Origin of the sequence: Cohnella soli, assembly GCF_042655525.1 — a bacterium.
GTDB classification, from domain to species: domain Bacteria; phylum Bacillota; class Bacilli; order Paenibacillales; family Paenibacillaceae; genus Cohnella; species Cohnella soli.
Genome location: NZ_JBHSMI010000029.1, coordinates 500,444 through 513,689 on the forward strand (window position 1 = coordinate 500,444; position 13,246 = coordinate 513,689).

Here is a 13,246-nt window from a genome sequence, read left to right on the forward strand (position 1 = left end):
GCCTCAATCTATTGTTTCAGGAGGCGTCTCAGATGAGAAGAAAAGAATTCGAAGTGCAGGAAGATGAGCTTTGCGCCAGCTTCCTGGAAGAGAAGTATGATGGCGTACTGACGTTCACGGGGAAGGACGGATGGCCAAAAGCAGTGCCGCTTAACTACGTCTTTCTAGCGGGCTCGATTTATTTTCACGGCAGCAAGCAAGGGGAGAAAATGGCCGGACTTGCCGCTGACCCTCGCGCCGAATTCGTTGTTTACCAGGCACATGCGTTTATTCCGTCATACTTTTCCGACCCGTATTTAGCTTGCCCAGCTACCGTCTTCTTTCGCTCTGTCCGCGCAAGGGGCAATGTTGAGCAAGTGACGGACGCCGCGGAGAAAGCGGCTGCGCTGCAAGCTCTGATGAATATCATGCAGCCTGAAGGCAGGCATGCGCCGATCGACGCCGCAGACCCGAAATATGCGGCGTCGCTGAAAGGCGTTTCCGTCATGCGGCTTGACCCGACTGAACTAACAGGCAAGTTCAAATTCGGACAAAACTTGTCCGACAAACGAAGGGATCAAGTCATCGCCAGACTTAACGAAAGAGGGTTGCCCGATGATCATGATGCGATAACGCGTATACGCGACAGCGCGTTAAAGTGTCCAATGCGTGACAACTAGACGGTCATCTCTGTTTTTTGTGAATATTCATGACGTTTGCAATGACGCTCCTCCTTCAATGGTGTATAATATCACCTAATGAATATGGGAAGGATGGAAGCTATGAACCCGCTTGCACAGCAATTAAACGAAACGCTTTCCCGGGATAATCCCCGCGTCGCAGAGATGTTATCCGGATTGGGCAAAGCCATCTACATGCCTAAGCTAGGCATTCTGAGCCAATCCGCAGAGGCCAAGCAGAAGGCGAAGCTCTATAATGCCACGATTGGCATCGCCACCGAGAATGGCAAGCCGATGCACCTGGACGTCATTCAAGAAACATTGTCCGCTTACGATCCGAAGGACATTTACGAATATGCTCCGCCAGGCGGCAAACCCGAACTGCGCAACATTTGGCGTGACAAAATGCTGGCGGAGAACCCTTCCATCGTCGGCAAAAACATTAGCAAGCCGGTTGTCACGAACGCGTTGACGCATGGTTTGAGCATCGTCGCCGACCTGTTCGCCGATGTTGGCGACGCCGTCGTCATACCGGATAAAAACTGGGAAAACTACGAGCTGACGTTTCATGTCCGCCGCGGTGCGGAAATGGTTACGTATCCGCTGTACGACGCCGACAACCGCTTTAACTCGGCCGGCCTGCGCGACGCCTTGCTCGCTCAGAAAGATCGAGGCAAAGCGATCGTATTGCTGAACTTCCCAATCAACCCGACCGGATACACGCCAGGCTTGCAGGAAGCGAACGACATCGTAGCCGCGATCCGTGACGCAGCCGAAGCAGGCATTAACGTCGTGGTCGTTACGGATGACGCGTACTTCGGCCTGTTCTTCGAAGATTCGCTGCAAGAGTCATTGTTCGGCCAGCTTTGCGGCCTTCACGACCGTGTACTCGCCATTAAAGTCGACGGCGCGACGAAAGAAGAATACGTGTGGGGTTTCCGCGTCGGTTTCATTACTTACGGCGGGCTGTCAGAAGCAAGCTTGTCCGCGCTTGAGCAAAAGACCGTCGGCAACATCCGCTCGACGATTTCAAGCGGTCCGCATCCGTCGCAGACTTTTATCCTCCGTGCGCTATCGTCCGATCAGTTCCAGGCGCAGAAGGAACAGAAGTTCCAGATCATGAAAGGCCGCGCGAATAAAGTGAAGCAACTGCTGGACAGCGGTAAGTACAGCTCGGAGGATTGGACGTACTACCCGTTCAACTCCGGTTACTTCATGTGCTTGAAGCTATTGACGGCAGACGCAGAAGCCGTTCGCCAGCGCCTGCTGAACGAGTATGCTGTAGGCACGATCGCCCTCGGCGAAACCGACCTTCGCGTCGCGTTCTCCTGCATCGAGGAAGAGAACCTCGAGGATTTGTTTGACCGGATTTACAAAGCGGTGCTGGACGTGAAGAACGGCCGCGCGTAAGCGAAGCATATAACGTTAAAAGGACAGTCCCGCGGGACTGTCCTTTCGCGTTAGGTCAGTTACTCCCCTCTGCCTTTCTCCTTATACACGACCGTTCATCTCTCCTCTTGCCTCACCCATTGCCTCTAAACTCCTGGGGCGTCGTCCCGAAATGGGCTTTAAACAGCTTAATGAAATATTGCGGCTTCTGATAGCCGATCTCTAGCGCGACCTGGTTCACCTTCAATTCCGTCTGGCGGAGCAGCAGCGCTGCTTTCTCCATGCGCAGCCGCAGCACGTATGCAGTAAAGTTCTCGCCCGACTCTTGCTTAAACAGGTTGGACACGTATACGGGGTGCAGATGGACATGATCGGCGACCGTTTGCAGCGTCGCTTCGTTCAACCGTTCCGCCACGTAACGATACACTCGGTCCATCAAGCTCGAACGAAGCTTGTCGGAACGATTATCGCTGATCGCCTTGAGCAGATTAAAACTGTCGAACGCCCACTCCCGCAGCGGCTCGGCGCTCCGGCTCGCTTCGGCTTTAAGCATCATTTCGACGTCCCTGCCGAACACTTCGAAAAAACGTTTCCCTTTTTTGTGCGCGTAATACGTAAATGCGTGAAGGAGGGCGGCATAAATCTCAAATCCGTATTCGTTCGCGTTGTTTTCCTGACGCTCCAATTCATGAAACGCCCGAGACAGCTTCTGCTCGAACGCCCCCCATTGTCCGCCGTCAATCAACTGCAAGAAAGTCGGTGCCGCACGAAGCTCGGACAACGGACGAATCGCCGCGTGCCTCTGATCCTGCACGGCGCTTAGAAAACTTTCCGTCTGGTAACCGATCAAATCCGAGTAAGCGGACAGCAGAGTTTGGTACATGACGCTTAGCTGCTCATGAATAAGCCCGGGCGGGCTCATGACGATAGATACTTTCGTTTTCAGGTATAGCTTGATTTGATGCTGCGCATGCCGCGCCAACTCTTCCGCAAGCACGTTGGCCCGCGGTCCTTCTTCGCCGTCCTTCGGCTGAACAAGGATAATCAGGTAATCATAAGGATCCTTGCAACGCCATACATGAAAGCTATCGGATAATATTTCGTCCGTAATGTTGAACAGGGCATATTCCATCAAGGACTCTTGTAACAGATCCGAGTCTGGATAGTCTTCCTCGATGCGCAGGCAAAGCAAAGTAACTGGCTTGGCGAGGTCATACGGCAGCTCGTACAGGCGGATTTTCTCGCGCAGCGCCGGAAAGGATACGTTTTTGCCCGCGATCAGGTCGAGCAGCAACGATTCCCGCACCTTCGGCAAGCTTTCGCGGAACAGATCGCCGATCTTCTGCTGGTTAATCAGCCGCTTTCCTTCCTCTTCGATCTCGGCAACGATTCGCCGGATCGTCGCCTTCAGCTCTTCGTTCGGAACAGGCTTCAGCAAGTAATCGGATACGCGTTGCTGAAGCGCCTCCTTCGCATATTGAAACTCGTCGTACCCGGTCAGAATGACCGTTTTCACGTTTCGCCTTTCGTGTACGGCGGCGATCAGTTCAAGTCCGTTCATGCCGTTCATCTGAATATCAGTGACGATAATATCAATCGAATGATACCCGAGAAGCTCCAGCGCTTCCTCGCCGGAATAAGCTTTATGCACTGCAGAGATTCCCAATTCGTCCCAAGGAAGCCCGATCGCCATGCTGTCGACCAAGTGCGTATGATCATCAACGAGCAGCACTTCGTACATTGCCGTCCCCTCCCTCCAGACTTGCCTTATCGGCCGTCTGCGCGCCGTCAATCCATGTAAGCTCCGCGCACACGCCTCCGAGCGAAGATTCCCGAAGCTGCAAGCCCGAGCCTTCTTCGAAGATCAGCCTCATTCTTTGGTGCACGTTTTGCAGGCCAGATTCGATCTCCTCTTCGTTGGAATACCGCATTCGCGCGTTTAGAGTCTCTATAGCGACGGAATCCACACCAAGGCCGCTGTCCTCCACCGACAATCTTGCCATCGCTCCGTCCATTCGGCCGCTTATACGGATCATGCCGTAACCCGATTGCTGCTTGAACCCGTGTAAAATCGCATTTTCAACAATTGGCTGCAAAATCAACCGCGGAACGCCCATTGCAAGCATCGCGGGGGCAACATCGATCTCAAATTCGAAGCCATCCATCAGCATTTCGTGAATTTGCAAGTAATGGACGACCATCTCCAGTTCCTCCGACAACAAAGCCATTTTTTTACCCGTTTTCGTCGTGTACCTGTAATATTTGCTCAAGTTAAGCGTCATCGATATCGCGGCTTCCTTCTCCTGCAGCTCGATCATGCTTTTGATGTAGGCGAGCGTATTGTACAGGAAGTGCGGGTTGATTTGCGATTGCAACTGCTTTAACGTCGCTTCCTTAGACCGCAGCTGTTCTTTGAATACATCCTCGATTAAAGCTTCGATTCTCGAAGCCATCGAGTTGAACCGGTCGTACAGGAAACGAAACTCCCCTTTCGGCTTATCTTTCATCCGGCTGGAATAAATCCCCTTCTCGATCAGGTTCATGCTTTGCATCAGCTTGCGGAACGGAATTTGTACGTTGCGGTACAGCACGATTGCGAGAAATGCACCCATAAACAACATCATGCCGCTGATGGCGTAGAACATCGTCCTGTTGCGCTGAATTGGCGCCATCACTTGCGTGATCGGCACGTAATCGACGAGATACCAGCCGAGCGAATTTACCTTTTGATAATGGACCTGATAGTTCATGTCCTCTGCCTTCAGCAGCATGTAGCCGCCTTCTGGCGAAAGCTTGTCCTTGAAGCCAACCAGCAGTTCGCCGATCAGTTCCCGGTTGGAGGAATTATTGTAGATCGGATGAAGGTTCGGCTGGTACAGAAACGGGTCGCCCGACCCGTTCGTCTTAAACGCGGACAACGCGCTTCTTACTTCCGCTTCATCCACCTTGAGCACGACTCGCATGTCGGCATCGTTCGATTCGGCAGAACCATCCGGATAGGACAGCACTTCGAGGAAGTATGAACCGCCGGGATCGGGATAATACTGCCAGAACGTATCTCTTTTCGGCAGAACGGCTGGAATCGCATTGACGTTGGAATTGCTTTTGATCACGTATCCCATGCGCGTGTAAACGACGGCGATAACGGCTTTCCAGCCTCCGTAACCGGCCAATCTGTTTATTTCCTCGGACACCGTCCCGGCAGTGCGGAACTGCTGAAGGTCGTCGTTCAACAGGTCGGGGTACGCCAGATTGCGAACGTCAGTACTCTCGTATAGCATCTTCTTGTACGTGTCCAATTGAAAAAACATTTGTTCGATTTGACTTGCGAACGTCTCGATTTGATATTTTTTCACTTTAATAATTTCGTCCGTCAGCACACGTGTGCTCGTACGGTTCGAATAGGCGTATATGCCCAGGATCGGGGCCAGCAGCAGCATTAGCGTAATCGCCAACTTGGCGAACGTTCCGATTCGGATCATTTGTCCTCCGCCGATGCTCTGAATTCTGCGTACTGTCTCTGAAGCTCTGCGAACACTTTATCGTAGCCCGCTTTCTTCAGCGCCGCGAGCGCATCCTGAAAGCTATCGTCATAACCGACCAACCCCGCATTAATCGGCTCGAACTTCATTTTGTAGACGGCCATTACCCTCGCCAGTTCGCTCTTGATCGGCTCCTCGTTGAAATGGAAGCCGAACAGCCGGGAAATGCGCGCGTTATCGTCGTTAGCGAGCATATCTTCGACCACTTTGTCGTCGACATTCGTTGGCGCGATAAAATAGTTTTTGTTCCGCCACATCCATTCGTACATGAGTTGATCGTTCGTCAGCAGCTTGATTTTTCCGTTCTCGAGCCGATAATCTTTTCCTTCCACGCCGTAAATAATGAACATGTAATTTTCTTTGCTCTCAAGCACCCAATTCATGAACATCATCGCACGTTCGGGATTTTGGGCTGCGGTCGGAATCATGTACGCCTCGTTGCTCGGTGCGAGAATATATTTCAGCTTACCCGGAGCGAGATAATATTCGCGAAGCTTCGCTCCAGGATCGGCTCTTTGGGCGGTTTGGAGGTTTTCCATTGCCCGCGACACGGCGCCGACCCTGAAAAGCAGCTTGCCTGCGTTCTCCTGGTCGATCTTCGACGCCGGGTTTCCGATCAGATTTTTGTCGATGATACCCTGCCGAACCCAAGATTCCCTGACGCGGGCGACTTTCCGGTACAAATCCGATTCCAGGTAACTGATCATTTTGCCGGTGCCTTCGTCTACCGCGAACAATTGACGCTCGTCCATGAAGGTATAGTTGTCGTCGGACAGCTCGCGCCACAGCACTTCTTGCCCCCGATCGGTTTCCAAATAGCCATAATAACTTGGGTCTCTCTCATGCATTCGGCGATAGAACTCTTCCAAATCCGCTATCGTTTTAATGTCGCTCATCCCGACCCGCTCCAGCAAATCCTGGCGCACCATGACGGAAGTGAATTTGCCCGCGGACGTGAACGCCTGGGACGGGATCGCCCACTGCCGCCCGTCGATTTGATCCAATTTGAAATTTTCGGCGGGAATGTTTTTCGTCAGATCGGCCCCGTATTTCGCGAGCAGCCCGTCAAGCGGCTGAATATAGCCTTTCGACTGGTAGCCCGACACGAACGGCGTGCCGTACCAGAACAAATCGTATTTCTCGCCGGTCGACAGCGCCAGCTCCAGCTTCTGCTGGTAGGTCGCCCAAGGGATATACGTGAAGTCGAGCTCTATGTTCAGATCATCCCTTAAACGGGCGTTCAATTCGTTCTCCACGAAATCCTTCATCCGGTCCGATTCGTCGCCGGGCATGATGACTTTAAGCTTCACGAATGGAAGCTTCGATTCGGGAACGTCCGGCGTCTCTTGCGCGCCGTCGCTGCATCCGCCGGCCGAAACGGCCGCAACGAAAAGCATGATTAACGCCAACCAACGAATCATCGATTTGTTCTCCTTGTCCGGTCGTTACGTCTATTATCCGCGCAGCATGGACTGCGATCAAGACAATTCAAACGAAGAACGACGCTACCCTAATGGAATAGCGTCTTCTTCGAAACCTATGAAGCTATCGTTCGGTCAGCCTTTATGAGCGCTGAACGCGACGCCTTCGATAAACCGTTTCTGGAAAAGAAAGAACAGCGCGATCATCGGAACGACGGCCATGAATGCCCCCGCCATCAGCACCGGGTAATTCGTCTGGAATTTGGACACGAGCGTGGCCAACCCCGCCGATAACGTCAGCTTCTCCGGAGAGCTGTTAATGATAAGCGGCCATTGCAGCTCGTTCCAGGACCAAAGAAGCTGGATGATGACGACGGCGACCAATGCCGATTTCACCAAAGGAAGCATGACATGCCAGAACGTCTGGAACGGATTGCAGCCGTCCAGGATCGAAGCCTCCTCCAGTTCTTTGGATATGCCGAGAAAAAACTGCCGGAGCAGGAAGGTGGCGAACGGACTGATAAGCGAGGCGATCCACAATGCCGTCACCGAATTGACCAAGCCGAGCTTGCTCATCATCAAATATTGCGGCGTGTAAAACACCGGATTCGGCACCATCATGACGGAAATGATCAGAAAAAAACAAAGCGTGCGCCCGGGAAACCGGATTCTCGCGAACGCGAACGCCGCCATCGAGCTGAAGATGATCGGAAACAAAGTCTTCATCAACGCGGAGAAAGCCGTATTGAAGTAGTAGTACTGGAACGCGGACTGCCTGAAAGCCTCCGGATAACTGCTCCATTTCAAGGCGGCCGGGAAAATCTTGACGGGAATTTGCGTCGCTTCCGTCGTTGTCTTCAAAGACGTCAGGACCATCCAGAGAAACGGAACGATCATGACGACGGAGATCGCGATCAGAATCGCGTGAACGGCCAGATTCGTCCGCTTGGAAGATAAGGATTGACTGCTCGCCATGTCATGCCCCCTCAGTCGTAAACGACCCATTTCTTCTGGAATAAAAATTGGAAGCCGGTCAGGATCAAGTTCAGTACGAGCAATATGTTAACGATGGCCGCACCATAGTTTTGATCGTAATAAACGAATGCGTTCTGATAATAGGCGTAAACGAGCGAACGGACCGAAGGGAGCGCCACGTTCGTTTTGCCGATCAGCATGTAGATGGAGTCGAACACTTGCGTTGCCCCTATGACCAGCACGATCGCCGTAAAAAACAATGTCGGCGTCAGCAGCGGAAGGGTAATGTAGCGAAACTTGCTGAACCGGACCGCACCGTCGATTTCGCCCGCTTCGTAAAGCGCCTTCGGAATGCCTTGCAAGCCGGCGAGAATAAGCAGCATATTAAAGCCGACCGCCGCCCATACGCCGACAATGACGAGCGAATACATAGCGAAGCGTGGATCGGACAGCCATGAGACGTGTGTGCCCAGTACGTAATTGACCAGACCGTAATCCTGGGCGAAAAGAACGACCCAAACCATCGCGGCCGCGGCCGGCATCGTAACCTGCGGCAAAAAATAAACGACCCGGTACGCGGATAACCCTTTGATTTTCGCGTTCAGCATGACGGCAAGAAAGGTCGAGCAGACGAGCGTCAACGGAACGAACAAAACGACGTAGGTGAGCGTATTCCGCAGGTTTCTCCAGAACTCGTCGTCCTTGAACAGCTTCTCGTAATTTTGCATGCCGACCCAATGGTTGACGAGGCCGAAATTCTCGGATTTCAGAAATCCCAAATAAATCGAATAGACCGCCGGCCAACTCCAGAACAAAAGCGTCCCGATCAATGTCGGAGCAATCATGGCATAAGCCCAGGCATACCTGCTTTTCGTATTCATGGCCGTCACCTCTTCGTTCATCGAAGGCATTCCGCTGCCGCTGAATGCCTTCGATGGACCGTTTATCGTTCGTTATTTCGCATCGGCGATCGCTTGATTCATCATCGCGGCGACTTTTTTGGCTCCGTCTTCGACGGAGATCGCTCCGCCCCATGCTTGGGACATGATTTCGGACTCTTTCGCGAACCACACCGGATAAGCTTTCGTCCCGCTTGGATAAGGAATCGCGTCGGCGACTTGATCGATGAACACCTTCAAGTTCAGTTCCGGCTTGGACTTCACCCATGCGTCCTGCGTGCCGTTGAACGCCGGGATTGCCGCACCCATCTCCGCCGTAATTTCCGCCGCGCGTTTGGAGCCAAGGAACTCCAGGAACAGGCTCGATTCCGTTTTGTTTTTGCCTTTGGCCGACATGACGTTGCCGAGACCGTTAATGATGTTGCCGCGTTTGGCTTTTCCTTTCGGCAGCGGAGCCCAGTTCCATTTGCCATGGATGATTTCGCTGCTGTCGATGTCTCCGTTGCGCCACGAGCCCTCGAAAATCATGGCGAGCTTGCCGGACTTGAACATCTCCGTCGAATCGGTATCCGTCATTTGCTGATGCGTCGGCGACGCTTTGTCGAGAATCATTTGGTAACGGAATTTCAGCGCTTCGATCGAAGCCGGCTCGTCGTAGCCGGATTTGGACAAATCGTCGGAGAGAATATGGCCGCCGTTCGCGAGCATATCGTTCCAATAGCCGGTTTGCGTATCCATCTTGGCGGCGAAGCCGTAGATGCCTTTGTCCGGCTGGGACAATTTCTTGGCGACTTCTGCCAACTTGTTATAATCCCATGTGTCGTCCGGATAAGGAATTTTCGCTTGATCGAACAGCTCTTTGTTGTAGGCGAGGCCGATCGTGTCGAAGTCTTTCGGCACGCCGTAGTTTTGACCGTCGAGCGTGTAGATGGAGCCGAGGTTGGCCGCGTAATTGTTCATATCGATGACGCCGGATTGCACTTTATCCGTAATCGGCTCGAGGAATCCGCCCGTCGCGTACTTGATGAATTGTCCTCCGTGCATCCAGAAGACGTCCGGCAGCGTACCGGCCGGCGCCGCGGCCGACATCTTGGTCCAATAGTCCCCCCACGGGATGACCTCGACTTTTACGCTGATGATCGGGTGCTGCGCCGTGAACTCCTTGGCAATCGCTTCCATGGCGGGCTGCTGGTTTTTATCCCAAATCGTATAGCTGATCGTAACGGCCTTAGCAGGCTCCTCGCTTGCTTTCTCGGACGCTTTCTCGCTGGCTTTCCCGGTTGCCGCCGGACTGCTCGCTTCGCTATTGTCGTTTTTGTTTCCGCCGCACCCGGCCAAAGCGAACGAAGCGACCAACATTACGCTCAATACCGTAGCTGCCGTTTTGTTACGGAGCAACATTTCATTTCCCCCTCAATGTGGTTTTCATGCCAACGACTTCATCCGAAAATTTTTGCGCATTTTTTTCGGAGCATTTAATCAAGAGCGCCTTTGACATTTTCATCATAATTCAAATGTTGCCGCCGTTTAAATGCCACGATTTAAAGATAGAAGCCCCATTTTTAAGATTCGGCTGATTGCACAATGCTTGATAACGGGGATTAAGTTTAGGATATCTTGAAAATAGTTGCGCAAATAATGTAACACACTACTCTCCGCCGTCCCTTTTGTAACGCACACCGTCTGACACTTGCTGTACTGAAAGACGCTATCGACGCTCGGACTAGCCGACTGCCTGCCGATAGCGTACTGAAAGACGCTATCGACGCTCGGAATAGCCGACTGCCTGCCGATAGCGTACTGAAAGACGCTATCAGCGCTCGGACTGGCCGCCTGCCTGCTGATAGCGCACTGAAAGACGCTATTCGTGTACTCTGCCGGCCATAAAAAGCGGCTGCCAGCGCCAATGGCACCGACAACCGCTTCCTTCTGACAATTATTTCGCGATTTTCACTTGCCCCAGCGAGAGCCAGCCGTTCGCGTTCTGGCTCGCATTGGCAAACATGAATTTGACCGCTTTCGCGTTCGATTTCTCCAGCGGATTCACGACTCGCATCGCAATCTCGTAAGAGCCTTTCGCAAGCTTTGGATTTTGCGCGGTCGACTGGAACAGCACGCTGTTGACCCCCGAAGAATCGTTAGGGAGGATGCCGCCGATTTTCCAATTCACGCTCCACTTTTTAACGATTTTGCCCCCGGATTTCGCTGCGAGCTCTACTTGCCAATCGTAGTAGAACGGCGCGACCCCGAGATTCTCGATTTCCGCACCGACTTTCAATTTCCCGGAAGCACCGTCCAAATAGGTTTTCGCGACGCGGTACTCGTACCCGAGGCTGCGCGAGCCCTCTTTTGCCCGCTTCAGCGGAACGCCCGACATCGGCACCTGGAACACGCCTTGGTTCATCATGAACGAAGCGTGCGTCAGGTTCACGGCCGTGTAGAAATCCTCCCCTTGCGCGCCGTCGATCGGTTTCGCGGGATCGTAATACTTGGGCGGATCGTTGTTCCACATCGGCACTTGAATTTCCGGACGCATCTCGCCGCCCATCGGGCGCGTTTTCCAGAATTCGGTGTCTCCGGCGGTAATCGTCCTGCCCCAGAAATGCCAATCCTGCCCTCCCATGCTGAGCGGCAAAGTCTGGAACGCAAAGGAATCGTCATGATAGCCGATATCGTAATTTTTCGTTTTGAACGTATCGTTGGCGATCGGATATCGCACGATGAGCCTTGTATGATTGAACGCTTTGTCCATGGCGTCGAGCACGCGCTTCTGGTTCGCTTCCGACGGCATCCAGTTGGCCAGGCGCACGGTTTCGCCCTTCTCGTCCTTCAGCTCGTTGCCTTTGTCGTCCGTCTTCGGCGTCCAGCCGTCGTACGGCCACGTATGCCACTCTCCCCAGAAGCCTATCAAGCCGATCATGATAAATCCGACCCGCGGGTCGCCGTCATAACGTTTGCCCAGAGCGGCGGAGAAGTTTTCGAACGCGGATATCAGGTTCGGATCGTCCCAATTCGGCGATACGCTCTTCGCTTCCTTGCCGTTATCGAAATCCGCGTATTCCCGGGTTTGAAGCCCGCCGTCCAGCAAATACTTCGGAATGCCCGACGGTTTGTTCGGATAATCCACGTAAAAGCGGAACACCGCTTGATGCCCTCGGGACGCGATTTCGTTCAGTTGCTTATCGAAATGCGACCAATCGAACTTGTTCGGTCCTTTCATCACTTCGCTCAGAGGCTCGTAGAAAAACTCCATGCTGTACGGCATTTGGCTCGGCCGGTCGCGCCAATCGTCGCCGATCTTGTAGAAGCCCTCCTTGCCCGCGTCGAGGAAGGGCATGAACCCTTTCAGCGGATTATCGATCGGCGCCTGTTTGTAAGCCAGCTTTCGCGTGCCGGCGGCCGTCGCCCAAGACGGCGCTTTCGGTCCCGCTTTCACGGGCTTCGGCTTGTCGGGGACGATGGCGCCTCCGCCCGAAGCGGTTCCGTAAAAGCCGATGTCGTCGATTTGGATGACGTTATTGGCGTGGGCGGACGGATTAAAGCCGAACTGATATCCGGTCAATTTGCCCGTATCCAATTTGGCCGAGCATTTCGTCTGGTCGCCGCCGCACTGCCATGACGCCTGGTTGAACTGATCCCAGCCGATGCGAACGAGGCCTTTGAATCCAGCTTCAACGTGCAGCGAGCCGCCGTTGAATTTGACCGTTTCCCAGTTGCCCGCCGTCCGGGATACTTGCGCGGTTCCGTCCGACTTCAGGTTAAACGCCCCGTTCGCGATTCCGGTTTTCGCTTCCATGCCGAGGTCCAAAGGCTTGCCGTCCGTTGCCTCGTTATTCAGCCAAAAAGCGATGCCTTCGTACCCGGAAGCGTTGCCGTTCGCCTCCGCGATCGGATGCAAAATGTTCGCCCAAGTCGCCGTCGCGTCTTTGACGGTCAGCTTCAGCGTATGGTTGCCGCTCGCCTGTCCGAGTCCGACGGCGACGGAGCCCGCCTTATCAGACCAATCGAGTTTCCACGAAGCCTGCATCGCAGCGTCGTCCGCATAGCTTTCGTAGTCGTCGATGACCGGCGGCGCGCCTCCTGCCGCCGCCGCGTCGGCAGCAAGTCGTCCCATGCCGGCGCCGCCGCCCAGCACGATCGCGAGCGCGAGCGCGACCGCTCCCGATTTCTTGAAAAACATGCCTTTCCCCGTTTTCCGCATTGCTTTGCATCCCTCCCGGTTTGGTCTTCTGCGCACTTCTTCGTCTCAGTCCTTAGGAAATTATTTGCGCAATAAGTTCAAAGCGGATTATAGCATGAAAGCGCTGTATTTGCCTAGGGAGAAGCGGATGACCGAAAAACAATGCTGAAAACCTTTAAAA

At 53.5% G+C, this 13,246-nt stretch carries 9 protein-coding genes; 2 read left to right on the forward strand and 7 right to left on the reverse strand.

The features are described from left to right. Positions 1 to 32 precede the first annotated feature (32 nt). Both ACFPOF_RS22555 and ACFPOF_RS22560 read left to right on the forward strand, forming a co-directional pair. A complete protein-coding gene (locus tag ACFPOF_RS22555) occupies positions 33 to 659 on the forward strand; it encodes a pyridoxamine 5'-phosphate oxidase family protein (protein ID WP_378136845.1) in 627 nt (208 codons plus the stop codon). A gap of 102 nt (positions 660 to 761) precedes the next feature. Next, positions 762 to 2,069, forward strand: a complete 1,308-nt coding sequence (locus ACFPOF_RS22560; protein ID WP_378136846.1) for an aminotransferase class I/II-fold pyridoxal phosphate-dependent enzyme — start codon at positions 762 to 764, stop codon at positions 2,067 to 2,069. Positions 2,070 to 2,181: 112 nt separating this feature from the next. Here ACFPOF_RS22560 and ACFPOF_RS22565 read toward each other — a convergent pair whose 3' ends face one another. The 7 genes from ACFPOF_RS22565 to ACFPOF_RS22595 all read right to left on the reverse strand — a co-directional run bounded on the left by ACFPOF_RS22565 (position 2,182) and on the right by ACFPOF_RS22595 (position 13,086). After that, entirely contained in the window at positions 2,182 to 3,789 is a 1,608-nt protein-coding gene (locus ACFPOF_RS22565; RefSeq protein WP_378136847.1) for a response regulator, read from the reverse strand. Next, positions 3,767 to 5,530 (reverse strand): sensor histidine kinase, encoded by a 1,764-nt coding sequence (locus ACFPOF_RS22570; protein ID WP_378136849.1) that lies wholly within the window; start codon positions 5,528 to 5,530, stop codon positions 3,767 to 3,769. Before ACFPOF_RS22570 ends, ACFPOF_RS22565 begins: the two co-directional genes overlap by 23 nt. Beyond that, positions 5,527 to 7,011 (reverse strand): extracellular solute-binding protein, encoded by a 1,485-nt coding sequence (locus tag ACFPOF_RS22575; protein WP_378136851.1) that lies wholly within the window; start codon positions 7,009 to 7,011, stop codon positions 5,527 to 5,529. The genes ACFPOF_RS22570 and ACFPOF_RS22575 overlap by 4 nt, the downstream gene beginning before the upstream one ends. 135 nt (positions 7,012 to 7,146) lie before the next feature. Continuing rightward, positions 7,147 to 7,986: a carbohydrate ABC transporter permease gene (locus ACFPOF_RS22580; RefSeq protein ID WP_378136853.1), complete on the reverse strand. Its 840-nt coding sequence runs from the start codon at positions 7,984 to 7,986 to the stop codon at positions 7,147 to 7,149. Positions 7,987 to 7,997: 11 nt separating this feature from the next. Then, the gene (locus ACFPOF_RS22585) at positions 7,998 to 8,867 is read right to left on the reverse strand and encodes a carbohydrate ABC transporter permease (RefSeq protein ID WP_378136855.1); all 870 of its coding nucleotides are present in this window, start codon (positions 8,865 to 8,867) and stop codon (positions 7,998 to 8,000) included. Positions 8,868 to 8,939: 72 nt separating this feature from the next. After that, a complete protein-coding gene (locus ACFPOF_RS22590) occupies positions 8,940 to 10,286 on the reverse strand; it encodes an ABC transporter substrate-binding protein (RefSeq protein WP_378136857.1) in 1,347 nt (448 codons plus the stop codon). A gap of 535 nt (positions 10,287 to 10,821) precedes the next feature. Continuing rightward, a complete protein-coding gene (locus ACFPOF_RS22595; protein ID WP_378136859.1) occupies positions 10,822 to 13,086 on the reverse strand; it encodes a hypothetical protein in 2,265 nt (754 codons plus the stop codon). Positions 13,087 to 13,246: the final 160 nt, after the last annotated feature.

Bases quoted from the DNA above. Each gene is read 5' to 3' on its own strand.
- ACFPOF_RS22555 (WP_378136845.1), top strand. From the start codon at position 33: ATGAGAAGAAAAGAATTCGAAGTGCAGGAAGATGAGCTTTGCGCCAGC.
- ACFPOF_RS22565 (WP_378136847.1), bottom strand. From the start codon at position 3,789: ATGTACGAAGTGCTGCTCGTTGATGATCATACGCACTTGGTCGACAGC.
- ACFPOF_RS22580 (WP_378136853.1), bottom strand. From the start codon at position 7,986: ATGGCGAGCAGTCAATCCTTATCTTCCAAGCGGACGAATCTGGCCGTT.
- ACFPOF_RS22575 (WP_378136851.1), bottom strand. From the start codon at position 7,011: ATGATTCGTTGGTTGGCGTTAATCATGCTTTTCGTTGCGGCCGTTTCG.
- ACFPOF_RS22585 (WP_378136855.1), bottom strand. From the start codon at position 8,867: ATGAATACGAAAAGCAGGTATGCCTGGGCTTATGCCATGATTGCTCCG.
- ACFPOF_RS22560 (WP_378136846.1), top strand. From the start codon at position 762: ATGAACCCGCTTGCACAGCAATTAAACGAAACGCTTTCCCGGGATAAT.
- ACFPOF_RS22595 (WP_378136859.1), bottom strand. From the start codon at position 13,086: ATGCGGAAAACGGGGAAAGGCATGTTTTTCAAGAAATCGGGAGCGGTC.
- ACFPOF_RS22590 (WP_378136857.1), bottom strand. From the start codon at position 10,286: ATGTTGCTCCGTAACAAAACGGCAGCTACGGTATTGAGCGTAATGTTG.
- ACFPOF_RS22570 (WP_378136849.1), bottom strand. From the start codon at position 5,530: ATGATCCGAATCGGAACGTTCGCCAAGTTGGCGATTACGCTAATGCTG.